General features: G+C 72.1%; 23 protein-coding genes and 1 pseudogene. 12 read left to right on the top strand and 12 right to left on the bottom strand.

Features of this window, described 5'->3' with window-relative positions; genetic code table 11:
• Nucleotides 1-66 precede the first annotated feature (66 nt).
• From ACZ60J_RS39035 to ACZ60J_RS38995, 9 genes are all read left to right on the top strand, one after another.
• Nucleotides 67-345 (top strand): glutaredoxin family protein, encoded by a 279-nt coding sequence (locus ACZ60J_RS39035; RefSeq protein WP_469688942.1) that lies wholly within the window; start codon nt 67-69, stop codon nt 343-345.
• A 273-nt stretch (nt 346-618) separates the two neighbouring features.
• Nucleotides 619-1,437: a redox-sensing transcriptional repressor Rex gene (locus tag ACZ60J_RS39030; RefSeq protein WP_469688940.1), complete on the top strand. Its 819-nt coding sequence runs from the start codon at nt 619-621 to the stop codon at nt 1,435-1,437.
• On the top strand, nt 1,434-3,164 hold the full coding sequence (locus ACZ60J_RS39025; protein ID WP_469688938.1) for a glutamyl-tRNA reductase: 1,731 nt from the start codon (nt 1,434-1,436) through the stop codon (nt 3,162-3,164). The genes ACZ60J_RS39030 and ACZ60J_RS39025 overlap by 4 nt, the downstream gene beginning before the upstream one ends.
• Nucleotides 3,161-4,129 carry a hydroxymethylbilane synthase gene (gene hemC, locus ACZ60J_RS39020; protein ID WP_469688937.1) on the top strand — a complete coding sequence of 323 codons (969 nt, stop codon included), beginning with the start codon at nt 3,161-3,163 and terminating at the stop codon, nt 4,127-4,129. The genes ACZ60J_RS39025 and hemC overlap by 4 nt, the downstream gene beginning before the upstream one ends.
• Nucleotides 4,126-5,793, top strand: a complete 1,668-nt coding sequence (locus tag ACZ60J_RS39015; protein ID WP_469688936.1) for a bifunctional uroporphyrinogen-III C-methyltransferase/uroporphyrinogen-III synthase — start codon at nt 4,126-4,128, stop codon at nt 5,791-5,793. The genes hemC and ACZ60J_RS39015 overlap by 4 nt, the downstream gene beginning before the upstream one ends.
• A gap of 73 nt (nt 5,794-5,866) precedes the next feature.
• Nucleotides 5,867-7,258 carry a HEAT repeat domain-containing protein gene (locus ACZ60J_RS39010; RefSeq protein WP_469688934.1) on the top strand — a complete coding sequence of 464 codons (1,392 nt, stop codon included), beginning with the start codon at nt 5,867-5,869 and terminating at the stop codon, nt 7,256-7,258.
• A 43-nt stretch (nt 7,259-7,301) separates the two neighbouring features.
• The gene (gene hemB / locus ACZ60J_RS39005) at nt 7,302-8,303 is read left to right on the top strand and encodes a porphobilinogen synthase (protein ID WP_469688932.1); all 1,002 of its coding nucleotides are present in this window, start codon (nt 7,302-7,304) and stop codon (nt 8,301-8,303) included.
• 190 nt (nt 8,304-8,493) lie between these two features.
• On the top strand, nt 8,494-9,693 hold the full coding sequence (locus ACZ60J_RS39000) for an acyltransferase family protein (protein WP_469688931.1): 1,200 nt from the start codon (nt 8,494-8,496) through the stop codon (nt 9,691-9,693).
• 72 nt (nt 9,694-9,765) lie between these two features.
• A complete protein-coding gene (locus ACZ60J_RS38995) occupies nt 9,766-10,038 on the top strand; it encodes a DUF1876 domain-containing protein (RefSeq protein WP_469688929.1) in 273 nt (90 codons plus the stop codon).
• A 58-nt stretch (nt 10,039-10,096) separates the two neighbouring features.
• Here ACZ60J_RS38995 and ACZ60J_RS38990 read toward each other — a convergent pair whose 3' ends face one another.
• Nucleotides 10,097-10,855, bottom strand: a complete 759-nt coding sequence (locus tag ACZ60J_RS38990) for an ABC transporter permease (protein ID WP_469688927.1) — start codon at nt 10,853-10,855, stop codon at nt 10,097-10,099.
• The gene (locus tag ACZ60J_RS38985) at nt 10,852-11,814 is read right to left on the bottom strand and encodes an ABC transporter ATP-binding protein (protein WP_469688926.1); all 963 of its coding nucleotides are present in this window, start codon (nt 11,812-11,814) and stop codon (nt 10,852-10,854) included. The genes ACZ60J_RS38990 and ACZ60J_RS38985 overlap by 4 nt, the downstream gene beginning before the upstream one ends.
• A 101-nt stretch (nt 11,815-11,915) precedes the next feature.
• Here ACZ60J_RS38985 and ACZ60J_RS38980 point away from each other — a divergent pair, with 101 nt between their 5' ends.
• Entirely contained in the window at nt 11,916-12,680 is a 765-nt protein-coding gene (locus ACZ60J_RS38980) for a TetR/AcrR family transcriptional regulator (RefSeq protein WP_469688924.1), read from the top strand.
• Here the strand turns inward: ACZ60J_RS38980 and ACZ60J_RS38975 are convergent.
• Both ACZ60J_RS38975 and ACZ60J_RS38970 read right to left on the bottom strand, forming a co-directional pair.
• The gene (locus ACZ60J_RS38975) at nt 12,658-12,903 is read right to left on the bottom strand and encodes a DUF397 domain-containing protein (protein ID WP_469688922.1); all 246 of its coding nucleotides are present in this window, start codon (nt 12,901-12,903) and stop codon (nt 12,658-12,660) included. The genes ACZ60J_RS38980 and ACZ60J_RS38975 overlap by 23 nt on opposite strands.
• A complete protein-coding gene (locus ACZ60J_RS38970; protein WP_469688920.1) occupies nt 12,900-13,685 on the bottom strand; it encodes a helix-turn-helix domain-containing protein in 786 nt (261 codons plus the stop codon). Before ACZ60J_RS38970 ends, ACZ60J_RS38975 begins: the two co-directional genes overlap by 4 nt.
• A 152-nt stretch (nt 13,686-13,837) precedes the next feature.
• On the opposite strand from ACZ60J_RS38970, the gene ACZ60J_RS38965 reads away from it, so the two are divergent.
• The gene (locus tag ACZ60J_RS38965) at nt 13,838-14,227 is read left to right on the top strand and encodes an ATP-binding protein (RefSeq protein ID WP_469688919.1); all 390 of its coding nucleotides are present in this window, start codon (nt 13,838-13,840) and stop codon (nt 14,225-14,227) included.
• Nucleotides 14,228-14,235: 8 nt separating this feature from the next.
• On the opposite strand, the gene ACZ60J_RS38960 is transcribed toward ACZ60J_RS38965, so the two are convergent.
• From ACZ60J_RS38960 to argS, 7 genes are all read right to left on the bottom strand, one after another.
• Nucleotides 14,236-15,873: a hypothetical protein gene (locus ACZ60J_RS38960; RefSeq protein ID WP_469688917.1), complete on the bottom strand. Its 1,638-nt coding sequence runs from the start codon at nt 15,871-15,873 to the stop codon at nt 14,236-14,238.
• A 152-nt stretch (nt 15,874-16,025) separates the two neighbouring features.
• Nucleotides 16,026-16,505, bottom strand: a complete 480-nt coding sequence (locus ACZ60J_RS38955; RefSeq protein ID WP_469688915.1) for a hypothetical protein — start codon at nt 16,503-16,505, stop codon at nt 16,026-16,028.
• Nucleotides 16,502-17,092: an RNA polymerase sigma factor gene (locus ACZ60J_RS38950; protein WP_469688913.1), complete on the bottom strand. Its 591-nt coding sequence runs from the start codon at nt 17,090-17,092 to the stop codon at nt 16,502-16,504. The genes ACZ60J_RS38955 and ACZ60J_RS38950 overlap by 4 nt, the downstream gene beginning before the upstream one ends.
• Complete coding sequence (locus tag ACZ60J_RS38945) at nt 17,089-17,532, bottom strand: DUF3995 domain-containing protein (protein ID WP_469688911.1); 444 nt, start codon at nt 17,530-17,532, stop codon at nt 17,089-17,091. Before ACZ60J_RS38945 ends, ACZ60J_RS38950 begins: the two co-directional genes overlap by 4 nt.
• 118 nt (nt 17,533-17,650) lie before the next feature.
• A complete protein-coding gene (locus ACZ60J_RS38940) occupies nt 17,651-18,448 on the bottom strand; it encodes a VOC family protein (protein WP_469688960.1) in 798 nt (265 codons plus the stop codon).
• Nucleotides 18,449-18,542: 94 nt separating this feature from the next.
• Entirely contained in the window at nt 18,543-18,842 is a 300-nt protein-coding gene (locus tag ACZ60J_RS38935; RefSeq protein WP_469688909.1) for a hypothetical protein, read from the bottom strand.
• Nucleotides 18,843-18,961: 119 nt separating this feature from the next.
• The gene (gene argS / locus ACZ60J_RS38930; RefSeq protein ID WP_469688908.1) at nt 18,962-20,746 is read right to left on the bottom strand and encodes an arginine--tRNA ligase; all 1,785 of its coding nucleotides are present in this window, start codon (nt 20,744-20,746) and stop codon (nt 18,962-18,964) included.
• 187 nt (nt 20,747-20,933) lie between these two features.
• Here argS and lysS point away from each other — a divergent pair, with 187 nt between their 5' ends.
• Nucleotides 20,934-22,673, top strand: a complete 1,740-nt coding sequence (lysS, locus tag ACZ60J_RS38925; protein ID WP_469688907.1) for a lysine--tRNA ligase — start codon at nt 20,934-20,936, stop codon at nt 22,671-22,673.
• A gap of 69 nt (nt 22,674-22,742) precedes the next feature.
• Here the strand turns inward: lysS and ACZ60J_RS38920 are convergent.
• Nucleotides 22,743-23,639, bottom strand: a pseudogene (locus ACZ60J_RS38920) (DUF2637 domain-containing protein); the annotation flags it as partial.

Raw genomic sequence — 23,639 nt, 5'->3', positions numbered from 1 at the left:
GGGATGTGAACTCTTCGGTCCTTACGACCCGGGGTGGTCGGGGTGCGGGCGCGGGAGAATGGGTGCATGAGTCCTTTGCTGCGCCGTGCCGAAAAGAAGCGTCCGGAGGAGCGGTTGGTCACGCTCATCGGGAAGCCGGGGTGTCACCTCTGTGACGACGCCCAGGAGGTGGTCGAGAAGATCTGCGCCGAGACGGGCGCACAGTGGGAGAAGAAGGACATTTCTCAGGACGAGGAGCTGTACCGCCTGCACTGGGAGCAGATTCCGGTCGTGCTGGTGGACGGCGAGCAGCACACCTTCTGGAGGGTGAACCCCGACCGGCTCCGACGGGCATTGCAGGCTTGAGCCGTCGGGCGGTTACCATCGTGGGCGATTTATGGGGTCTCGGGGGCGTATTGGTGAGGAGTGTGTACCGTTTTGCCCCCTTCGGGAATTGAACGGGTTCGGCGTGTCGCCGGTTCCCGGTCCATACGCCCAAGGCGCGTGACCCCGGTCACTTTGGTCGGACAAAGCGGACACAATCTTTGTGCACGCGTTCACAAAGACATAGCCTGCATTCGACGGGGTGGTCCTGGGACAAGTGGCCACCTGCAGCCCCGCTCATCCCGCAGGAGCATCGTGGCAACTGGCCGAACTCACCGACCGGCGACCCGCAGCCGAGGTATTCCCGAGGCCACTGTCGCCCGGCTTCCGCTGTACTTGCGCGCCCTCACCGCGCTCTCCGAGCGATCGGTGCCCACGGTGTCCTCCGAGGAGCTGGCCGCGGCCGCCGGAGTCAACTCCGCGAAGCTCCGCAAGGACTTCTCCTACCTCGGCTCCTACGGGACCCGCGGCGTCGGGTACGACGTGGAGTACCTCGTCTACCAGATCTCCCGCGAGCTCGGGCTGACCCAGGACTGGCCGGTCGTCATCGTCGGCATCGGCAACCTCGGCGCCGCCCTGGCCAACTACGGCGGTTTCGCGTCGCGCGGTTTCCGCGTGGCCGCGCTCATCGACGCCGACCCGGCCATGGCCGGCAAGCCGGTGGCCGGGATGCCCGTGCAGCACACCGATGAGCTGGAGAAGATCATCGAGGAGAACGGCGTCTCGATCGGGGTCATCGCGACCCCGGCGGGCGCCGCCCAGCAGGTCAGCGAGCGGCTCATCGCCGCCGGCGTGACCTCCATCCTGAACTTCGCGCCGACCGTGCTGTCCGTGCCCGAGGGCGTGGACGTGCGCAAGGTCGACCTGTCGATCGAGCTGCAGATCCTCGCCTTCCACGAGCAGCGCAAGGCCGGTGAGGAAGCGGCGGCCGCCGCTGCCGCCGGAGGCTCCGCCGCGGGCACCGGCACCGGTGCGGCTCCGGCCGCCGCCGTCGTGCCGCCCGCCGGCCGGACCACCGCCGTCGCGCGCAAGGGCGGACCCGACGGGGACGTTCCGGCGGTGATGCCGGCATGAGTCTGCTCGTCGTAGGACTGAGCCATCGCAGTGCGCCCGTGAGCGTGCTGGAGCGCGCCTCGCTGGCCGCCGATGCCAAGGTCAAGCTGCTGCACGACACCCTCGCCGCGGAACCGGCGGCGGAGGCGGCGGTGCTCGCCACCTGCAACCGCATCGAGCTGTACGCGGACGTGGACAAGTTCCACGCCGGCGTGGCCGAGCTGTCGACGCTGCTCGCGCAGCACAGCGGGGTCGCGCTGGAGGAGCTCACTCCTTACCTGTACGTGCACTACGAGGACCGGGCCGTCCACCACCTGTTCTCGGTGGCGTGCGGGCTGGACTCGATGGTCGTCGGCGAGGGGCAGATCCTCGGGCAGATCAAGGACGCGCTGGCGCTGGGGCAGGAGCTCCACACGGCGGGGCGGCTGATCAACGATCTGTTCCAGCAGGCGCTGCGGGTCGGCAAGCGGGCGCACTCCGAGACCGGGATCGACCGGGCCGGGCAGTCGCTGGTGACCTTCGGGCTGGAGCAGCTCGCGGTGCACGTTCCCGTGGAGCAGTGGGCCGCGGGGAAGCGGGCGCTCGTCATCGGGGCCGGGTCGATGTCTTCGCTGGCCGCGGCGACGTTGGCGCGGGTCGGGATCGCCGAGGTGGTGGTCGCCAACCGGACCGCCGAGCGGGCGGAGCGGTTGGCGGAGATTCTGGTTGCCTCGGGCACCGGGGTTGCGGCTTCGGCCATTGCGATGTCCGGGGTCGCCGACGAGCTGGCTCGGGTCGACGTCGTCGTGTCGTGCACGGGTGCCACTGGGCTGGTGCTGACCGGGGATGACGTGGCCGCGGCTGTGGAGGGGCGCCCTGCGGGGGCCGTCCCCTACCCGCCCTTCCACCGTTCCCCGGGCTCCGCCCCGGACCCCGCGCCTCAAACGCCGGCGGGGCTGGATCTGGTCGACGCCGGGCTCGTGGCGCGGCTTGCCGTGCTGGCGGGTGAGGGGCGGCGGATCGCCGATGCCGGGGCCGTGCGGAGCAAGGTCGTCGTCGAGGAGCGGGACGGGTGTCCCGCGGGCCTCGACGCGCTGGCTTCCGATCCGGGGCGGACCGCCGACGGGCGGGCCGCGCTCGCCGGGGTGGACGCCGGGTCGCTGGAGCTGCACGGGACCTGGGCCGACCAGGGCGAGGCCGCCGCGCAGCGGCAGCAGCCGCCGCGCAGGGCCCGTACGCAGGCCGACGCGCAGCCCGTACTGCTCGCACTGCTCGACCTCGCCATGCCGCGGGACATCGACGCCGCCGTGCACCGGATCCCCGGGGTCCGGCTCGTGGACATCGAGTCGCTCGCGGAGGCCTCCGCCGATGCGCCGATGGCCGCCGATGTGGACGCCGTACGCGCGATAGTGGCCGCGGAGGTGGCCGCCTTCGGGGCCGCCCAGCGGGCCGCGCACATCACGCCCACCGTGGTCGCCCTGCGCGCCATGGCCGCGGAGGTCGTCGCCATGGAAGTGGCACGCCTCGACGGGCGGGTACCCGATCTCGACGAGCGGCAGCGGGCTGAAGTGACCCAGACCGTGCGGCGCGTCGTCGACAAGCTCCTCCACGCGCCGACCGTGCGCGTCAAGCAGCTCGCGAGCGAGCCCGGCGGCGCCGGGTACGCCGAGGCGCTGCGCGAACTCTTCGATCTCGACCCGCAGACGGTGGCCTCCGTCAGCCGGGCCGACGAGGCTGACAAGAACCACGACTCAGGACGGGCATCATGAATCCACGTCTCGACCAGCCGCTGAGGCTCGGCACGCGGCGCAGCAAGCTGGCCATGTCCCAGTCCGGGCATGTCGCCGAGGCGGTACGGGCGATCACCGGCCGGCCCGTCGAGCTCGTGGAGATCACGACCTACGGTGACGTGTCCCGCGAGAGCCTTTCGCAGATCGGCGGCACCGGCGTCTTCGTCACCGCCCTGCGCGAGGCCCTGGTGCGCGGCGAGGTCGACTTCGCCGTGCACTCGCTGAAGGACCTGCCCACCACGCAGCCCGACGACCTCGTCATCGCGGCCATGCCGCAGCGCGAGGACCCGCGGGACGCGCTCGTCGCCCGTGACGGCCTGACCTTCGAGCAGCTGCCCGACGGTGCGCGCGTCGGCACCGGCTCGCCGCGGCGCAGGTCGCAGCTGCACGCGTACGCCCGCTCGCTGGGCAAGGTCATCGAGACCGTCGCCATCCGCGGCAACGTCGACACCCGGATCGGGTTCGTGCGCAGCGGCGAGCTCGACGCCGTCGTGCTGGCCGCCGCCGGGCTCAACCGGATCGGCCGCGGCGACGAGGCCACCGACCTGATCTCCGTGGACAACATGCTGCCCGCGCCCGGCCAGGGAGCCCTGGCCGTGGAGTGCCTCGCGTCCGACACGGACCTGATTTCCGCGCTCGCCGAGCTCGACGACCCGTACACCCGGGCCGCCGTGACCGCCGAACGCGCCCTGCTCGGCGCCCTGGAGGCCGGCTGCAGTGCCCCCGTGGGTGCGCTCGCCGACCTGCTGGCCGACGGGCAGATTGTCAATGAGATGCGCCTGCGGGGAGTCGTGGGAACCCTCGACGGTTCCACGCTGGTGCAGCTGTCCACCACCGGTCCCGTGCCCCAGTCGTACGACGAGGCCATGGCGCTCGGCCGTGAACTCGCGGACGAGATGCTGGCCAAGGGCGCGGCCGGTCTGATGGGGGAGCGGTCGCTTTGAACCCCACAAGCCCTTCCACCTCCGCATTCGCGGCCGTCGCCGTTCAGGGGCACGTCACCTTCCTCGGTGCCGGCCCCGGCGATCCGGGACTGCTGACGCTTCGCGCCGTGGAGGCCCTGGCCGCCGCGGACGTACTGATCGCGGAGCCCGAGGTGCTCGAGGTCGTACGTACGCATGCGCGCGCGGGCGTGGACACGCCGCAGCTGACGATTGCTGACGAGAAGTCAGCAGCCGCCGGGGTCCCGGTCATCCGGGACGCCGCCAATCTTGTCATGGAGGCTGCGCGCTCCGGCAGGCGGGTCGTCCGTGCCGTCACCGGCGACCCGGGGCTCGACGGGAACGCGGCCGAGGAGATGCTCGCCTGCGCCACCGGCGGCATCCCCTTCGAGGTCGTTCCCGGCGTCGCGACCGCCGTCGGCGTGCCCGCGTACGCCGGTGTTCCGCTGGCCGGCACGCAGGGTGCGGACGTGAGGTTCGTGAACGCGCGGACCGCGTCCGCGCGCTGCTGGAGCGAGGTGGGCGCCAGCGACGGCGTCCTCGTCGTGTCCGCGACGCTGGAGACCGTTTCGGCGGCGGCGTCCGAGCTGATCGGCGCCGGGCGCAAGCCCGACACCCCGCTCACCGTGACCGTGGCCGGTACGACGACCCGCCAGCGGACGTGGACCGCGACCCTCGGGACCATCGCGCAGGTGTTCAAGCAGGGCAAGATCCTCCCCTCGCCGGAGGGTGCGCGCTCCGTCATAGCCGTGGTCGGGGAGCACGGCGCCGTCGCGCGCCGCGAGGAACTGTCCTGGTTCGAGTCGAAGCCGCTGTTCGGCTGGCGCGTGCTCGTGCCGCGCACCAAGGAGCAGGCCGCCTCGCTCTCCGACCAGCTGCGTTCGTACGGTGCGGTGCCCCACGAGGTGCCGACCATCGCCGTGGAGCCGCCGCGCACCCCGCAGCAGATGGAGCGGGCGGTCAAGGGGCTCGTCACGGGCCGCTACGAGTGGATCGCCTTCACGTCGGTGAACGCGGTCAAGGCCGTGCGCGAGAAGTTCGAGGAGTACGGGCTCGACGCCCGTGCCTTCGCCGGCATCAAGGTCGCCGCCGTCGGCGAGCAGACCGCGGCCGCCCTGGTGGAGTTCGGCGTCAAGCCCGACCTGGTGCCCAGCGGCGAGCAGTCCGCCGCCGGTCTGCTGGAGGACTGGCCTCCGTACGACCCGGTCTTCGACCCGATCGACCGCGTCTTCCTGCCGCGCGCCGACATCGCGACGGAGACGCTGGTCGCGGGCCTGATCGAGCTGGGCTGGGAGGTCGACGACGTCACCGCCTACCGGACCGTGCGCGCCTCGCCGCCGCCGCAGGACACCCGTGAGGCGATCAAGGGCGGCGGCTTCGACGCCGTGCTCTTCACGTCGTCCTCGACCGTGCGCAACCTCGTCGGCATCGCCGGCAAGCCGCACAACGTCACCGTCATCGCGTGCATCGGCCCGGCCACGGCCAAGACGGCCGAGGAGCACGGGCTCCGGGTCGACGTGCTGTCGCCGGAGCCGAGCGTGGGCAAGCTGGCGGAGGCCCTGGCCGAGTACGGGGCCGCGCGCCGCGAGGCCGCGAAGGAGGCCGGGGAGAACGTGTACCGGCCGAGCGAGCGCCGTCCGGGGGCGCGCCGGCGCCGTACGACCTGATGGCCGGCTCAGCGGTGTTACGTGACAGGGCCCGGGTGCGATGCGCACCCGGGCCCTGTGGCATGTTCGGGGCGTGACGGCACTGGGGGACGCGGTACGGGCGGGCGACACGGACGCGGTACGGAGGCTGCTGGACGGCGGTGCGGATCCGGACGCCCCGGACGCCGACGGACTGCCGCCGCTGTGCGAGGCGGTGGCGGCGTTCGCGTACGGGGCCGCCGCGGTGCTGGTGGCGGCCGGCGCGGACCCCGACCGGGTGCTGCCCGACGGGACGACCCCGCTGCTGCGGGCCGTCGGGAGCGGTTCCCCGGCGGTGGTGAGCGCGCTGCTGTGGTCCCGGGACCTGCCCGCGCCGGGGGAGCGCCTGCCGGAGGCGGAGCGGGCGCGGCTGCTGGACGCGGCCCGCCGGTGGTACGCGGCGGGCCCGGAGGCGGAGCTGCGGCGGCTGACGGGGGCGGCGGGGCCGGCGGACACCTCGTCGGTGGAGGAGGAGTGGTGCCGGGTCGAGGAGGTCCGGCTCGGCGGGCTGACGGTGCGCGGGGGACACGGCGCCGTCCTGACCACCCTGGAGCGGGTGTTCGGTGTGCCGGTCCCGCTGGAGGAACTGGTGGAGCGGGCCGTCCGGCACACCGACTCCTCGCACGTGGACTGGTTCACGGCCGGTTTCCGGCTGGGGGCCCGCCTCGCCGAGGGCAGCCGGGAGGTGGTGGCCGCCCTGCGGCACCACCCGTCGCCCGTCCGGCGCCGCTTCGCCGCCGACTGGCTGCTGAGTCGGCAGTGGAGCACGGAGGACGACGCCTACCCGTATGCGGAGGAGGACCAGGAGCTCCTCGCCGCCTGGGCGGACGGGGAACCGGACCCCGAGGTCCTCGCGGTGGTGCTGTGGGCCCTCGCCGAGCAGGACGCGGGCCATCCGAGGCTGGGGACCATCGGCCTGCGGTACGCCGTGCACCCGGATCCAGGGGTGCGGCTGCGGGCGGTGGACTGTGTGTGCCGGCTCGGCGGACGGTCCGAGGAGGCGGAGCACGAGGCCCTGCGGCTCCTGGCGGGCGACCCCGACGACGCGGTGCGGTTTTCCGCCGTCCTGCGCCTGCTGGCGGGGGAGGAGGACGTCGACGCGCAGCGCGGCGTGCTCCGCGACCTGGTCCGGGACCCGCGGAGTCCGGTGCGGCAAGCAGCCGCGGACCACCTGGCGGAATCGGGCGACCGGACGGCCGATGCCACGGAGCTGCTGCTGTCCCTCATGGATGCCGACGACTGGCTGACCCGGATGATCGGCGCCTACGGACTGGCTCTGCGGGACCATCCGGACACCCCGCAGGCGTACGCGAGGGCGGAGGAACTGGGCCCCGTCCGCTCGCCCGATCACCGGTGGAACGCCCTCTGGGACTGGAAGGAGCGCAACCGGCCGGACGGTCCGGCGGGTCCGGGCGACGGGGAGAGCCGGGACGGGCGCACGGCCTAGGCTGGTGCCGACTGCTGTCGAAGCTCGAAGAGGCGACTAGAAGATGAGCACGTACGGATCCTTCCCCGGCTCGCGGCCCCGCCGGCTGCGCACCACCCCGGCGATGCGGCGGATGGTGGCGGAGTACCGGCTGCACCCCTCGGACCTGATCCTCCCGGCGTTCGTGCGCGAGGGGATCTCCGAGCCGCTCGCCATCTCGGCGATGCCGGGCGTGGTCCAGCACACCCGGGACACGCTGCGGAAGGCCGCCGTGGAGGCCGTCGAGGCCGGAGTCTCCGGGATCATGCTCTTCGGCGTACCGGCCGACGAGAACAAGGACGCGCGGGGCACGGCGGGCACCGAGCCGGACGGGATCCTCCAGGTCGCGATCCGCGACGTGAAGGCGGAGGTCGGCGACGAGCTCGTCATCATGTCCGACCTGTGCCTCGACGAGTACACCGACCACGGGCACTGCGGGGTCCTGGACGAGCACGGCCGCGTGGACAACGACGCGACGCTGGAGCGCTACGCCGAGATGGCGCAGGTGCAGGCCGACGCGGGCGTCCACGTGGTGGGTCCGAGCGGGATGATGGACGGCCAGGTCGGCGTCATCCGCGACGCGCTGGACGAGACGGGCCACGAGGACGTGTCGATCCTGGCCTACACGGCCAAGTACTCGTCGGCCTTCTACGGTCCCTTCCGCGAGGCCGTCGCGTCGAGCCTGCAGGGCGACCGCAAGAGCTACCAGCAGGACCCGGCGAACGCCCGGGAGTCGCTGCGCGAGCTCGCCCTCGACCTGGAGGAGGGCGCCGACATGGTGATGGTCAAGCCGGCCGGGCCCTACCTGGACATCCTGTACCGGGTCGCGGAGGCGGTGGATGTCCCGGTGGCGGCGTACCAGATCAGCGGCGAGTTCGCGATGATCGAGGCGGCGGCGGAGAAGGGCTGGATCGAGCGCGACCGGGCGATCCTGGAGACCCTGCTCGGCATCAAGCGGGCGGGCGCGGACACGATCCTGACGTACTGGGCGACCGAGGTCGCGGGCTGGCTGAACGCGGACCGGTAGGTCCGGGATGCGGTGAAGGGGGCCCGGGCGGGGATGCCCGGGCCCCCTTGTCGTGCGCCGGGGTGGGGGAACGGCCGGAACCGGCCCCGCCGGGGGTGTTGAGCGGGCCGCGAGCGGGCGCCGGTACAAAGGCGCTCCCACCTGCCGATCAGGGCTGCACCGCAGGACCACACCCTCGAAGGAAGCCCCCATGGCCACTGACCAGATATCGACCGCTGCTGCGCCGGCCCCTTCCAGAACGGCGCCGCTGCCGAACGCCTCCGCGCCGCCCCGTACCGCTCGTACGACCCGGCTGGACTCGCTCACCGGGCTGCGGTTTCCCGCCGCGCTGCTGGTCTTCCTCCACCACGCCTTCCTGCCCATCCCCCCGCTGCGGCTGCTGGCGGACGACGACACCGAGTACCGGCTGGCCGGCTGGTTCACCCAGGCCGGCGGGCTCGGGGTGACCTTCTTCTTCGTGCTGAGCGGCTTCGTCCTGACCTGGTCGGCCCGGGAGCGGGACACCAGCAGGGGGTTCTGGCGGCGCCGGTTCGTCAAGATCTACCCGAACTACGTGGTCACCTGGGCGCTCGCGCTGTCGCTGTTCGCGCTGTACTACACCTCCGCGGGCGTCGCGGTGGCCAACCTGTTCATGGTGCAGGTCTGGTGGCCCGAGTACATGACCAACTTCAGCGTGAACGCGCCGAGTTGGTCCCTGGCCGTGGAAGCCGTCTTCTACCTGTGCTTCCCCGCCCTGCTGGCGGCCTTCCGGCGGATCGACCCCGACCGCCTGAAGTACTGGATCGGCGGCGCGATCGCCGCGGTGGTGGCCACCCCGGCCCTCGCGTACGCCCTGTTCCCGAGCGGCGACCGCATCCCCAGCGGCCACGACAGCTCGGTTTCCCAGTACTGGTTCAGCTACGTGCTGCCCCCGGTCCGCATGGCCGACTTCGCCCTCGGCATCCTGGTGGCGCTCGCCGTGAAGCACGGGCTCTGGCGCAACATCGGCATGGTGTGGTCGGGCCTGCTGCTGGCCGGCTCCTACTGGCTGACCTTCCACGTGCCCTACCTCTACGGCCAGCGCGCCGTGATGATCGTGCCGATCGTGCTGCTGATCGCCGCCGCCGCGAGCGCGGACGTCGAGGGCCGGCCCAGCTTCTTCCGGCACCGGGCGATGGTGTGGCTGGGCGAGATCTCCTTCGCCTTCTACCTGCTGCACTACATCACCATGTGCTCCCTGCGCTGGGCGCTGGGCGAGGAGACGATGTACTCGCTCCCGGTCACCCTGGGCCTGCTGGCGGGGGTCGGGGTGCTCACGCTCCTGATGTCCTGGGGGCTCTTCGCCTGGGTCGAGACCCCGCTCGTGCGCCGCTTCGGCCGCTCGCGCCCCCGTACGAAGGCCGCCGGCTGAGCCGATTCGCATCGGGTCCCGCCCGGGCGCACTCTGGAGACAGGGTGCAACGACCCCTGGAGGTGATGCGCCATGACCACGCTCGTCGGGTGGCATGTGGAGCTCGAATTCACCGAGGAGGGCCACCGCACCAGTGCGGCGGCCCTGGTCAGGCTCGGGGACGGCTCCGAGGTACGGGCGCACGGCTACGCCATGCGCCACCCTTCCGACCCGGAGCAGCTGAGGGTCGGCGAGGAGATCGCCGGTGCGCGGGCGCTGATGGACATCGCGTCCCAGATGCTGCAGAAGGCGCACACGGAGATCGACGCGGCGACGGGCAGACACTCGTACCCGCTGACGCACTGACGCACGGACCCCCGTGCGCTGCGGCCCGCCCGGATCCGTGGGCGGGCCTCAGTGGTGCCTACCGCGTCCGCCGTTCGAAGACGACGGCCGACAGGGCCACGGACACCAGGCCGATGGCCGCGCACCAGGTCAGGGCGATCCAGGGGGTGTCGTCGGCGGGCAGGTCCAGGAGCAGGGCCCGGAGGGACTCGATCACCGGGGTGAGCGGCTGGTGGTCGGCGAAGCCGTGGAGCCAGCCGGGCATGGTCTCGATGGGGACGAAGGCGCTGGACGGGTAGGGCAGGAACATCATCAGGAAGGTGAAGCCGCCCGCCGCCTCCGGCGAGCCTGCGAGCAGCCCGAGCGTCGCGGCCAGCCACGAGATCGCGGTGATGTACGCGACCAGGAGCGCGGCGGCGGCGAGGTGGCCGCGCAGTGAGGCCTGGGGGCGGAAGCCGATGGCGAGGGCGACGGCCAGGACCAGGCCGGTGGAGACGAGGTTGCGCAGGACCGAGGCCGCGACGTGTCCGGCCAGGATCGGGACGCCGCCGATGTCCATCGACCGCAGGCGGTCGATCACGCCTTCCTTCATGTCGGTGGCGACGCTGACGGCGGTGTTCGCCGCGCCGAAGCCCGCGCAGAGCAGCATGGCTCCCGGGACCACGTAGGTCACGTACTCCGTGCCGGTGTCGATGGCTCCGCCGAAGAAGTAGACGAAGATCAGCATCAGCATGACCGGCAGCATCAACGCACCGATCAGGACGTCCGGTTGGCGGCTGCTGATGCGCAGGCTGCGGCCGGTGAGGGTGGCGGCGGCGGTCGGCAGGGAAGTGGTCACGGAGCGGCTCCCGTCAGGGTGAGGAACACGTCGTCGAGGGTGGCGCCGCGGACCGCGAAGCGGTCCACGGCCGTGCGGTCCGGGTCGAGTTCGTCGAGCAGGGACCGGACGTGGGCGGCGCTGCCGTCGGTGGGCAGGCTGATGCCGAGCTCCTGCGGCGCGAGGGTCAGCCCGTTCGCGGTGGCGGCGCCCTCCCTGGCGGTGAGGCGGGCCGCGTGCGGGATCAGGACGTCGTAGGCGGCCCGGCTGGCGAGGGTGAGGTCGAGGCGGTGGCCCGCCACGCGGGACTTGAGCTCTGCGGGGGTGCCCTCGGCGGCGATCCGTCCGCCGGACAGGAAGGCCGCGCGGTCGGCGAGCTGGTCGGCCTCCTCCAGGTACTGGGTGGTGAGCAGCACGCTCGTGCCCTCGGCGCGCAGTTCCCGTACGAGGTCCCACAGCTCCTGGCGGCTGCGCGGGTCGAGCCCGGCGGTCGGCTCGTCCAGGAAGATCACCTCGGGCCGGGCGACCAGGCTCGCGGCGAGGTCGAGGCGGCGGCGCATGCCGCCCGAGTAGCTCTTCGCGGTGCGCCCGGCGGCTTCGGCGAGGCCGAAGCGGTCGAGGAGTTCGTCGGCGCGGGCCCGGGCGGCGCGCGGTCGCAGTCCACGGAGCCGGCCCGTCATGCGCAGGGTCTCGGCGCCGGTCCGGAGGTCGTCGACGGCCGCGGACTGGCCGGTGAAGCTGATGGAGCGGCGTACGAGGGCCCGTTCGGACGCGGTGTCGTGGCCCGCGACCCGTGCGGTGCCGGAGTCGGGTGCGGTGAGGGTGGCGAGGATCCGGACGGTGGTGGTCTTCCCGGCGCCGTTGGGGCCGAGGAGGGCGAGGACGCTGCCGCGCGGGACGGCGAGGTCGATGCCGTCGAGGACGCGGAGGCCGCCGTAGGACTTGGTCAGGCCGGTGGCGTGGATGCCGAAGTCGTCCATGCCGGACTCCCTTCTCCTTCTGCGTATGGGTTACGCGCTTCTGTGTAAGTAATACACAGAACTAGGATGTGGGTCAACGACTCATCAGGGAGGAGGCGGCGATGGCCAAGGAACCCGACGGGGAAACCGGACTCCCGGCGAGCCTGGAAATGGCCTGGGGCCTGCGCGAACGCCCCGGCAAGGGCCCCCGCCCCACCCTCACGCTCCAGCGGATCGTGGACGCGGCGGTGGCGCTGGCCGCTGTGGAGGGGATGGACGCCGTCTCCATGGGCCGGGTCGCCAAGGAGCTGGGCGTCTCGACGATGTCCCTCTACCGGTACGTCACGGCGAAGGAGGAGCTCTACATCCTGATGGCCGACGCGGGCGTCGGCACCCCGCCGGACCCCTCCGGGGGTGCGGACGCGGGCTGGCGGGAGCTGCTCTCGGAGTGGGCGTACGCGCAGCGGGCCGTCCTCATGGCCAACTCCTGGATCGTGCGCATCCCGCTCACCGGCGCCCCGGTCAGCCCCAACCAGCTCGCGTGGATGGAACGCGGGCTCGCGGCGATGGCCGGGACGGCGCTGCGGGAGGGCGAGAAGGTCTCGGCGATCATCCTGATCGGCGGCCTCGTGCGGAACGAGGCGACGATGGTCGCGGACATGATGGACGCCATCATCAAGTCCGGCGTCTCACCGGACCAGGTGCTGGGTCAGTACGTACGCACCCTGCGGCTGATGACCGGCCCGGACACGCACCCCGCGGTGACGCGGCTGCTGGAGTCCGACGCGTTCGCGGGCTCCGACGAGCCGGACTTCCAGTTCCGCTTCGGCCTGGACCGCATCCTGGACGGCCTGGCCGCGCTGATCAGTGAGCGGTCCACGCGGTAAGCGCCGCCCAGGCGGCGGGGGCCAGCTCCAGGACGGGGCCGTCCTGGACCTTGCTGTCCCGGACGTGGACCGCCCCCGGGCAGGTGGCGACCTCGACGCACGCGGCGCTGTCGCTGGCGCTGTGCGTGGACTTCCGCCAGGCGATGGCCACCTCCAGGCAGGCTCCGCCGTCAGTGTCGCTGTAGCTGGACTTGAACCACTTCGGGGCGGTGGTGGGGCTCATGGCTCTCCTAGCAGGCGATCCAACAGGCCCTTTGTCTGCTCGGTGTTGAGGGCCTGAGTTCGCAGCATCGCATACTTGCGGGACAGGATGCTGACCTCATCCGGGGTCGAGATCAGCAGGCTCCCGTGCTGCGTCTCGGAGTAGGCGAGCTGCTGATGGGACGGCGTTTCCAGGAGGATGAACGGTCCGTTCAGACCGGCGTGCGTCGTGCGGCCGAAGGGCATCACCTGAAGGGTGACGTTCGGGAGGTCCATGCAGGCGATCAGGTGGCGCAACTGCTCGGCGTACACCTCGTCCCCGCCGATGCGGTCTTTGAGTACGGCCTCCCAGACGATGAAGCTCAGGCTCGGCGGCACCTTGCGGTGCAAGATCGCCTGCCTTTTCAGGCGCCGGACGGTCAGGTTCTCGATCTCCTCTTCCGCACGGGCCGGGACGCGAACTCGGAAGAGTGCCCTGGCGTAGTTCTCGGTCTGGAGGAGGCCGGGGAACCGCATGCACTCGTACCAGGAGAGCGCGACGGCCTGTTCCTCCAGGCTCATGTACTCCTCTGCCCATGGCGGCGTCACGTCGACGGCAGGCATCTCATTGGCCGCCACGGCCAGTAGCCCCGGAAGTCCCAGGTGCTGGTCCAACAGCTCTGCGACATCCGGCATCAACGCCCGCCGGCCCTGTTCGATGGACGCGATGGTCTCCGCGTCCAGGCCCACCAGCTCGCCGAGCTGCTTCTGCGTCAGGTTCTTCGCGATGCGGGCGGCGGCCACCTGCTTGCCGACCATCTTCATGGTCGTCGCGTTCGGCCGTGCGCGTTTCCTCGGTGGCATGCCGATGAACTCCCCACCCGTGCGGCTGCACTACCCCGTGCCAACCCGTACTCATCAATGAGTACGGGTTGGCGCTCAGCCACACGCTAGTGACGCAACGCGACGATCGAGGGGTGAATCTGCATACTCAACCCGCACTGGTGCAGGAGCGGCTCTACCTGCGCTCGGCCCAAACTGTCCGCTCCGCACGCCACTTCACGCGTGACACCCTGCACGCGTGGGGTCGGACCTCCCGGCAGGACGACCTGTTGCTCTGCGTGAGCGAGCTGGCGACCAACGCGCTGCGGTACGGGGTCCCGCGCGGCCGCGGATACCTGCTGCGGCTGGTCGGCTTCGACGGGACGGTCCGGATCGAGGTGCACGACAGCGGGCCCGGGCTGTCGCGGATCGCGCAGGGGCCGCCGGGGCGGGGGCTGGCGCTGGTGGGCGCCCTGGCCGACGCCTGGGGCGTGCTGCCCCGGGCGCCGGGCAAGGTCGTCTGGTGTGAGCTGGGTGGGCCGTGACGCCGGGGCTACGGGGCCGTCAGCTGGGACCGGCTGTGGGCGTACAGCACGCGTTCGCAGACGAGGCCGAGGCACTTCGCCGGGTCGCCGTCCTCCAGGGCGTCGGCGTTCACCGCGGGACCATAGTGCTCGGAGACGGACCACAGGCGCTGCGCGCCGCGTTCGTAGTAGAGGTCCTCGGCGCCCGTGGCGGTCTTGATCGCGCTGCCGTTCGACACCAGTACGCCGTCGCTCCAGCGGTAGCGCCAGAGGTTGCCCGGGTCGTTGTGGCCGGCGCTCTGGTTGACGTACAGCTCGTCGCCGAGCGCCAGCGCGCCCTGGGCTCCGCCGTTCGGCATCGGGAGGTAGTTGGCCCAGCCCTGGGCGGCCACCTCGCCGGAGCGGTTCTCCAGGCTCTTGACGGGGAACGAGGCGATCCGGCCGGGTGACGGGTGGCCGGCGATCGGGCGGCAGTACTCGCCCATGATCAGCCGGTCGGGGGTCTTGCTGCGGTCGAGCGACAGGTAGGAGGCCTTCGGGGCGCCCGTGGTGACGCAGTCGAAGGCGCCCGAGGGGTTCTTCTGGTCGGCCTTGAACTTCCAGGCCGCCACCTGCGGCATCACGTAGCGGTAGCCGAAGCTGTACCAGACGTTGTTCTGGCGGCCGACCTTGGTCTTGTCCTCGACGTCGGACGTGGTCTTCACCCCGTCGGTGTCCGCGCCCATCGCGTCACCCTTCTTGCCGTTGCCGTCGGGGTCCAGGTCCATGATCTTCTCCATGTCGAAGATCCGGATGCCGTTGCGGGTGTCGGCGACGTAGAGGTAGTGGCCGTACCAGACCATGCCGCCGGCGTGCAGGCCGTTCTGCATGTCCACGTTGGGGTCGGGCTTCGTCGAGCCCTCCGCGGAGTGGACGCCGTCGAAGGAGATGTGGTCGGCCCCGTTCTCGTACGCCCAGCCCAGCAGCACGTGCCGGTACTTGACCGTGCCGTCGGCGCGGCGCTGCACGAAGGAGATCCGTACGCCCTTCTGGTTGCAGGCGTCGTTGGCCTTCAGCTCGTCGGGGTTGCAGTCGCCGACGTCGTTGCCGTTGCTGTCGCGACCCGGGTCCCAGTTGTCGTACGACGCGTAGAGCTGGATGTTCGTGTCGTTGCCGACGCCGTACTTCTCGTCGGCCGCGGCGTCCGAGACGCCGGTCATGGCCTGCGGGATCCACTCGCGGGAGGTCGAGTCGTCGTTCTCCAGGCACCATTTGACCGCCGGGGCGGGCGCCGTGCCGAAGGGGTCGCGGGCGCACGAGGACGTGTTGACGGTGCGGTTGGCATCGGCGAGGAGCTTCGACACGCCCGACTTGGGCAGGACCCGGTCGAGCCGGGCGACGCGGTCGGCGGTCGTCCCGTTCATCGCCCCGGCCTGCAGGGTGAAGTCGGCGGGGTCCGCCTTGCCGCCGGGGCTGGTCCACCCCGTGGTGCCCAGGGGCGCCGCACCGCTCGGGGAGGTCTGCGGATCCTGCCGCCACGACTCGGGCAGCGGTGCGGGCGACTCCTCGGCCAGGGCCGGGCCCGGGACGGACAGACCGGTCAGGGCCAGCGCGGCTGCGGTGACCGCCGTCAGCCACGCCCGGCGTATGCGGACGGGCGGCGTGCCGGGGGAGGTGCGGGGGGACATGTATGGGGCCTCCGTTGGTACTGCGGGCAGTGCGGGTACCCCTGTTGCTGCTGCAACGGGGGTACCCGACGGAGGCTTTCAGCGGGTTCCGGCCGGAGGCAAGGGTGATCGGCGGGTCAACACTCCATGCACACAAGGGATGTGCGGGGCCGTCACGGGCGGGAACGGGCGATCGGGTCGCTCGGCCCGGTCAGCTCGCCCAGCCGGGCCATCGCCTGCCGGAGTTCGCGTTCCGCGCCCACCGGGACGATCGCCGCGCGGGTGGGGACGCGGACGCCGCCGGTCAGGGCTACCCGGGTGCCGCCGTCGGGGGCGGGGGCGGCGGCCATGCCGATGATCAGGAAGCGGCTCTGGAGCCAGCACCAGCCCGGGCGCAGCACGCCGCGCAAGTGGGCCCGCAGGCCGTACTTGCTGCGGGCCAGGGCCTCCACGCGGTCGCCCGTGACCCGGAGCACGCGCACGCCGCGCATGTCCGGCTGGAAGCGGCCGAACCCGCCCTCCAGGTCGGACATCACCGCCCAGACCGCCTCCCAGGGGGCGGGGAGGGTCGCTTCGACGACCCGGGCCCCCGGGATGCCGGCCGCCATGATGCGCAGGCGGCCGACCGGATCCACTTCGTGTGCGTACGTCATGACAGCCACGCCTTCCGGAAACTCGTACGGGCCCGGTGCAGCCGGGACTTGGCGGTGCCCGGCGGGACGCCGAGCAGGGCGGCGGCGGACTCCTCGTCGAGGCCTTCGACGTCGCGGAGCACGAGCACGGCCCGGTGGGCGGGTGAGAGGCGGGCCAGGACGTCCTCGATGTCGGCGGCCAGCTCCGGATCGTCCCGGCCGGGTACGTCGGCCAGTTCCGCCGGGCGGTCGCGGCCCGCGCGCCGGGCGGTGCGGACGGCCTCGCGGACGGCGATGGACCGGACCCAGCCGTACAGGGTCTCCGGGTCGCGGAGGGAGCGCAGCGACCGGAAGACCGCGAGCAGCGCCTCCTGCGCGGCGTCGGGGCCGTCCGCGAGGGCGATCGGGTGGCAGATCCGGGCGATGTACGGGGCCAGGTGGTCGAGGAGGTCGTGCAGCGCGAGGGTGTCTCCGCCCCGGGCCGCGCGCGCGAGGGCGACTCCGCGGTCGCGGGCGGCGGGGGTGAGCGGGCCCGCGGTGCGGCCCGGGGTGCGGCCCGGGGTGGTGCCCGGGGCGGGGCTGCCGGCCGGCGGGTGCACCGGGCTCACCGGGCCCGGGCCAGCCGGGCCGCGGCCCAGCCGAAGCCGAGGCAGGCGGGGGTGTACAAGGCGAGGTTGAGGGTGCGGAAGGGGCCGTCCGCCGGGCTGTCGAGGAGACCGGCGGCCCAGCCCAGACCCGCGAGGCCCCGTACGGCCAGCCCGGCGGCGACGGCGGCCGTCACCAGGCGGGCGGCCCGCGGGACGGGCCCGCCGCCCCGCCCGTGCGCGTGCGCGAGCACGGCGGCGGCGCCGGTCAGGGTGAGCGCGGCGAGCGGCAGGACGACGGGCGGGCCGAAGGACGCCTCGGTGCCGAGCACGGCCAGGGACAGGCTCCGCTCGTCGGGGGCGGGCCAGGTCAGGCCGGTGGCCCAGTACAGGTGGACCAGCCCGTCGGCGGCGAGCAGTGCGGCGAGCGCCTGCCCGGTGCGCCTGCGCGTCGTGTCCTTCATCGTCTGCCCCCGTGGTCGTGGAACGCCTCCGGAAACGTTCCGGCACACAGAGGAGGGGGCCCACAGGGGAAACGTTCCCTGTGGGCCCCGTCACATCAGGGCGTCTGCGCCGGTCCGGTCAGGCGGGCTGCTCCGGGGAGCTCGCCGTGATGATCGAGAAGCCGCCGCCCTGCGGGTCGGCGAGGACGGCCATCCGGCCCGCCACCATGTCGAAGGCGGGAGCCAGGACCGTGCCCCCGGCGCGGACGGCGGCCGCCTGGACGGAATCCACGTCGTCGACGTGGAAGTACGGCATCCAGTGCGGCGGAACCCCCGGCGGCAGCTTGTCCATGCTCATCATCCCGCCGACCGCCCGGCCCTCGACCTGGAACTCCGTGTACCCGTCGGCGCCCGGCATCTCGGACTCGGCGGTGGTGACGGGCAGGACGGCGGTGTAGAACGCGATCGCGGCGGGGATGTCGCCGGTGGTCAGCTCGTTCCAGATGAGCGCGCCGTGCTCGTTGACGATGCCCGCTCCGTCGAAGGTGCCGGCCTGCCACAGGCCGACGACGGCGCCGGTCGGGTCGACGATGACGGCCATCCGCCCGAGGTCCATGACGTCCATCGGGCCCATCATGACCGTGCCGCCCGCGTCGGTGACGGACTTGAGGGTGGCGTCGAGGGCGTCCGTGGCCAGGTACGTGGTCCACACGGTCGGGGGCATCGGGTCCGGGACGGTGCCGTCCGGGTTCGACGCCTTCATGATCCCGGCGACGGGCTTGCCCTTGAGGGTGCAGACGGAGTACCCGCCGGTCTCGGGCGAGCCGATCTCGCCCTGCCAGCCGAAGAGGTCGCGGTAGAAGTCGAGGGCGGCCTGCTGGTCGGGAACCATCAGGTCGATCCAGCAGGGGGTGCCGGCCTTGTAGGGGCCGTTCATGTCGGGCACGGGGCCCTCCGTGGGGGTGGGAAGGGGATGGACGGCCCGTCCCCTACCCGGGCCCCGTGGCCGGAATCGGACCGTACGGGTGAACTCAGCGCAGGACGCGCTTGCCCGCGACGAAGGCGGCGAGATCGGTCACGCCGAGAACCCGGATGTCCTCGGAGGCCCCCGGCAGGGCGCCGCGGCAGGCGCAGACGTCCCTGGGGCCGGAGGTGACGATGACGGCATGGGGATGCCTGGCGGCGATGACGACGGCGAGCGCGTCCACGGCGTCGGGCCGCTTCTCGGCCGGGATCGCGGCCGAGGCGAGGATCCGGCCGGCCCGCTTGGCGTCGTCCTCCACAGGGCCGGCCAGGCACACGCCGCACGACAGGGGGGCGGAGGAGCGCACGCCGAACACCGTGCACTGGGGGACGGCGCGGGTCAGCGGGGTCCACCACGTCCCGGGAACGCGGCGGCCCCGCCTCCCGGTGAGGGAGGCGGGGCCGCCGTCGTGCCGGACGCCGCGTGTCAGAGCTTCTCGGGGGTGCGGATGCCGAGGAGGGACATGCCCTTGCTGAGGGTGCGGGCCGTCAGCTCGCACAGGAACAGGCGGTTCTCGCCGACGACGAGCTCGGGCTCGGGCTTCACGACCGGGCACTGCTCGTAGAACGTCGCGAACAGCGAGGACAGCTGGTAGAGGTACGCCGCCACCTTGTGCGGGGCGTGCTCCGCCGCCGACTCGGCGATGACCTCGCCGAACTGGTCCAGGTGCAGGCCCAGCGCACGCTCGGCCGGGGCCAGCTCCAGCTCCGGGTGGGCGGCCGGCTTGCGGTCGCCCTCGCCCGCCTTGCGCAGGATGGACCGGATCCGGGCGTACGCGTACTGGAGGTACACGGACGTGTCGCCGGTCAGCGAGACCATCTGGTCCAGGTCGAACTTGTAGTCGCGCGAGGCCGAGGTGGACAGGTCCGCGTACTTCACGGCGCCGATGCCCACGTACTGGCCGTTCTCGACGATCTCCGCCTCGGTCAGGCCGACCTTCTCGGCCTTGTCCCGGACGACGGCCGTGGCCCGGTCGACGGCCTCGTCGAGGAGGTCCACCAGCCGGACCGTCTCGCCCTCACGGGTCTTGAACGGCTTGCCGTCCTTGCCCAGCACGGTGCCGAAGGCCAGCTGCACGGCCTTGACCTCGTCGTTCAGCCAGCCCGCCCGGCGCGCCGTCTCGAAGACCATCTTGAAGTGCAGGGACTGCCGCGCGTCGACCACGTAGATCAGCTCGGTCGCGCCCAGCGTGCCCACGCGGTCGCGGATCGCCGAGAGGTCGGTCGCGGCGTAGCCGAAGCCGCCGTCCGACTTCTGCACGATCAGCGGGGTCGGGTTGCCGTCCTGGCCCTTGACGTCGTCGAAGAAGACGCAGAGCGCGCCGTTGGAACGGACGGCGACGCCCGACTCCTCCAGCAGCTTGCAGGTCTCCACCAGCATGTCGTTGTAGCCGGACTCGCCGACGACGTCGGGGTCCTGGATGTCCATGTCCAGCTTGTTGAAGACGGAGTAGAAGTAGATCTTAGACTCGTCGACGAACCGCTGCCACAGGGCGAGGGTCTCCGGCTCGCCGGCCTGGAGGTCCACCACCCGGGCCCTGGCCCGCGTCTTGAACTCCTCGTCGGAGTCGAAGAGCGCGCGCGAGGCCTTGTAGAGCCGGTTGAGGTTGGACATGGCCTCCTCGCCGGAGACCTCCGCGCCGTCCTCCGCCGCCTTGTGGTCCAGCTCGTGCGGGTGCTCCATCAGGTACTGGATGAGCATGCCGAACTGGGTGCCCCAGTCGCCGATGTGGTGGCGGCGGATCACCTTCTCACCGGTGAACTCGAGGATCTCCACCATCGCCGCGCCGATCACGGCGGACCGCAGGTGGCCGACGTGCATCTCCTTGGCCACGTTCGGCTGCGCGTAGTCGATCACCGTCGTACCCGGCTTCGCGGCCAGCGGCACGCCGAGGCGGTCGTCGGCGGCGCGCGCGGTCAGCGTCTCGACGATCGCCCGGTCGGTGATGGTGATGTTGAGGAAGCCGGGTCCGGAGACCTCGATCTCCTTGATCAGGTCACCGGTGTCGATGCCCTCGACCACGGTGGTCGCCAGCTCGCGCGGGTTGGCCTTGGCCTTCTTCGCGAGCGCCAGGATGCCGTTGGCCTGGAAGTCGGCCCGGTCGCTTCGTCGCAGCAGCGGGTCGCTCGCACCGGCGTCCGGCAGGGCGGAGGCGAGTGCGTCGGCGACGCGCTGGTTGACGGAAGAAGCGAGGGAAGGGACCGAGGCCATGAGCTGCCGTTCCTGTGAGGTCGTGCCTGAGGGTGCACTTGGGTGTTCAGACAAGGATCGAGTATCCCACGCGAGGGCTGTCCACATCCCGGGATATACGGGCGTCCGGCGGCGCCGGGCAACCCCGGAGCGCTCCCTTCCGTCTGGGAGAATGGCTGAAGCCAGCATTCGAGCAGAAGGACGTGTCGTGGCTGAGAACGCCCAGAGCAGCACCGAGACCGACTGGGTCTCCCGTTTCGCGGACGAGGTCATCGCCGAGGCGGAGCGCCGCGCCCCGGGCAAAGCCATCGTCGTCGCGTCCGGCCTCTCCCCCTCCGGCCCGATCCACCTGGGCAACCTCCGCGAGGTCATGACCCCGCACCTGGTCGCGGACGAGATCCGCCGCCGGGGCCACGAGGTCCGCCACCTGATCTCCTGGGACGACTACGACCGGTACCGCAAGGTCCCCAAGGGCATCCCCGGCGTCACCGAGGAGTCGCACGCCCAGCACATCGGCCGCCCGCTGACCGCCGTGCCCGCCCCGGCCGGATCCGCGTACCCGAACTGGTCCGAGCACTTCAAGGCCGCCATGGTCGAGGCACTGGCCGAGCTGGGCGTCGAGTACGACCCGATCAGCCAGACCGAGCAGTACACCGCCGGCACCTACCGCGAGCAGGTGCTGTTCGCGATGAAGCACCGCGGTGACATCGACGCGATCCTCGACCAGTACCGGACCAAGGGGAAGCCCGGCGGCAAGAAGCCCCAGCAGAAGCAGGTCGACGAGGCCGAGCTGGAGGCCGCCGAGGGCTCGGGCGCGGCCGCCGAGGACGACGGCAGCGCGGAGGGCACGGAGTACTTCCCGTACAAGCCGTACTGCGCCGAGTGCGGCAAGGACTTCACCAAGGTGACGTCCTACGACGACGAGACCACCGAGCTGACCTACGTCTGCACCGAGGACGAGTTCACCGAGACGGTCAAGCTCAGCGAGTTCAACCGCGGCAAGCTCGTCTGGAAGGTCGACTGGCCCATGCGCTGGGCCTACGAGGGCGTGATCTTCGAGCCCTCCGGCGTCGACCACTCCTCGCCCGGCTCCTCCTTCCAGGTCGGCGGGCAGATCGTCGGCATCTTCGGCGGCGAGCAGCCGATCGGACCGATGTACGCCTTCGTCGGCATCAGCGGCATGGCCAAGATGTCCTCCAGCAAGGGCGGCGTCCCGACCCCGGCCGACGCGCTGAAGATCATGGAGCCGCAGCTGCTGCGCTGGCTCTACGCCCGCCGCAAGCCCAACCAGTCCTTCAAGATCGCCTTCGACCAGGAGATCCAGCGGCTCTACGACGAGTGGGACAAGCTGGAGGCCAAGGTCGCCGACGGCTCCGTGCTGCCCGCCGACGCCGCCGCGCACGCCCGCGCCGTACGCGTCGCCTCGCACGAGCTGCCGCGCACCCCGCGCCCGATGCCGTACCGGACGCTCGCCTCGGTGGTGGACATCACCGCCGGACACGACGAGCAGACCCTGCGCATCCTCAGCGACCTGGAGCCCGAGCGGCCGCTGACCTCGCTCGACGAGGTGCGCCCGCGCCTGGACCGCGCCGAGAACTGGATCACCACCCAGGTCCCGGCCGACCAGCGGACGCTCGTGCGCGAGGAGCCCGACGCGGAGCTCCTGTCCTCCCTGGACGAGGAGGGACGCGAGTCCCTGCGCCGCCTCGTGGACGGACTCGACTCGCACTGGTCGCTCGACGGACTCACCACGCTCGTCTACGGCGTGCCCAAGGTGATGGCCGGCCTGGAGCCGGACGCCAAGCCGACCCCGGAGCTCAAGGTCGCGCAGCGCACGTTCTTCGCCCTGCTGTACCGGCTCCTCGTGACCCGGGAGACCGGTCCGCGCCTGCCCACGCTGCTGCTCGCGGTGGGGGCGGAGCGGGTGAGGAAGCTGCTCGCCGTCTGAGGCCGGTACGACACGGGGAAGGGCCCGCACCCCCAGGGGTGCGGGCCCTTCCCCGTGTCCGATGAGCCGTTACGCGATGTGCTCGTTCTCCAGCTCGGTCTGGTAGCGCTGCTTGAGCTGGGGAAAGATCTTCCGGATCAGCGAGGCGCTGCGCGGGTGCACCACGCCGTACCGGTCGGCCAGCAGTATGTCGAGCTGCTCGGCCGTCAGGACCTCGCCGTTCTCCTCCAGGTGGGAACGGAACACCTCGTACGCCGCCTCCGCGAACTTCACGTCGTCGTCGCTCGGCGGCTCGCCCTCCGGGAAGGACTCCTCCTGGCGCGGACCCGGTATCGGCAGCTCCTGCTGCTCGTGCACCGGCTCCTGCTGCTCCGGGCCGGTCGGGGGCATGACCGGGGTCGGCTCCAGGCCCTCGACGTACTGCGGGTTGTACCCGCCCTCGTACGCGGCCTGCGGCGCGCGGGGCGCCGCGAACCAGGCGCTGTTGTGCGCCGCCGGCATGGCGGTCGGGTCCACCACGAAGGGGGCCGCGTCGGGGTGGCCCTGCGGGGCCATCACCCCGGCCGGGCCGTCCGCGTACTGGGGCCCGGGCCCGGCGAGCTGGTGCTGCTGCGCGGGGTCGGCGGGGACTTCGGTGGCGGCCCCGGCCGTCGCCGCCGCGGGCTGCTCCGCGACCTCGGCGCCCGCGGGGAGTGCCGGAGCCGACGGATCCGCGGCCGGGGGCGGGGGGATCAGCAGCGGCTCGATGCCCGCCGCGGCCAGCCCTTCGGGGGCGGTCTGGGCGAGGGGAACGCCTATGCGGGCCAGCCGCAGCGGCATCAGGGCCCCGACGGGGGCCTTGCGGCGCCAGGCGCGGCCGTAGCGGGCCTGCAGGCGGGCCTGGTAGATCAGCCGGTCCTGCTCCATGCCGACGGCCTGCTCGTAGGAGCGCAGCTCCCACAGCTTCATCCGGCGCCACAGCTTGAA

The sequence above is a fragment of the Streptomyces sp. NPDC104226 genome (assembly GCF_055584085.1).
Note: the sequence above shows the minus strand (reverse complement) of the source record. Positions and strands in the feature narration are given on the sequence as shown.

Bases quoted from the DNA above. Each gene is read 5' to 3' on its own strand.
- ACZ60J_RS38980 (WP_469688924.1), top strand. From the start codon at position 11,916: ATGGCCAAGGAACCCGACGGGGAAACCGGACTCCCGGCGAGCCTGGAA.
- ACZ60J_RS38960 (WP_469688917.1), bottom strand. From the start codon at position 15,873: ATGTCCCCCCGCACCTCCCCCGGCACGCCGCCCGTCCGCATACGCCGG.
- ACZ60J_RS38975 (WP_469688922.1), bottom strand. From the start codon at position 12,903: ATGAGCCCCACCACCGCCCCGAAGTGGTTCAAGTCCAGCTACAGCGAC.
- hemB (WP_469688932.1), top strand. From the start codon at position 7,302: ATGAGCACGTACGGATCCTTCCCCGGCTCGCGGCCCCGCCGGCTGCGC.
- ACZ60J_RS38970 (WP_469688920.1), bottom strand. From the start codon at position 13,685: ATGAAGATGGTCGGCAAGCAGGTGGCCGCCGCCCGCATCGCGAAGAAC.
- ACZ60J_RS39025 (WP_469688938.1), top strand. From the start codon at position 1,434: ATGAGTCTGCTCGTCGTAGGACTGAGCCATCGCAGTGCGCCCGTGAGC.
- hemC (WP_469688937.1), top strand. From the start codon at position 3,161: ATGAATCCACGTCTCGACCAGCCGCTGAGGCTCGGCACGCGGCGCAGC.
- ACZ60J_RS38955 (WP_469688915.1), bottom strand. From the start codon at position 16,505: ATGACGTACGCACACGAAGTGGATCCGGTCGGCCGCCTGCGCATCATG.
- ACZ60J_RS39000 (WP_469688931.1), top strand. From the start codon at position 8,494: ATGGCCACTGACCAGATATCGACCGCTGCTGCGCCGGCCCCTTCCAGA.
- ACZ60J_RS39035 (WP_469688942.1), top strand. From the start codon at position 67: ATGAGTCCTTTGCTGCGCCGTGCCGAAAAGAAGCGTCCGGAGGAGCGG.
- ACZ60J_RS38945 (WP_469688911.1), bottom strand. From the start codon at position 17,532: ATGAAGGACACGACGCGCAGGCGCACCGGGCAGGCGCTCGCCGCACTG.
- ACZ60J_RS38985 (WP_469688926.1), bottom strand. From the start codon at position 11,814: ATGGACGACTTCGGCATCCACGCCACCGGCCTGACCAAGTCCTACGGC.
- ACZ60J_RS38940 (WP_469688960.1), bottom strand. From the start codon at position 18,448: ATGAACGGCCCCTACAAGGCCGGCACCCCCTGCTGGATCGACCTGATG.
- argS (WP_469688908.1), bottom strand. From the start codon at position 20,746: ATGGCCTCGGTCCCTTCCCTCGCTTCTTCCGTCAACCAGCGCGTCGCC.
- ACZ60J_RS38995 (WP_469688929.1), top strand. From the start codon at position 9,766: ATGACCACGCTCGTCGGGTGGCATGTGGAGCTCGAATTCACCGAGGAG.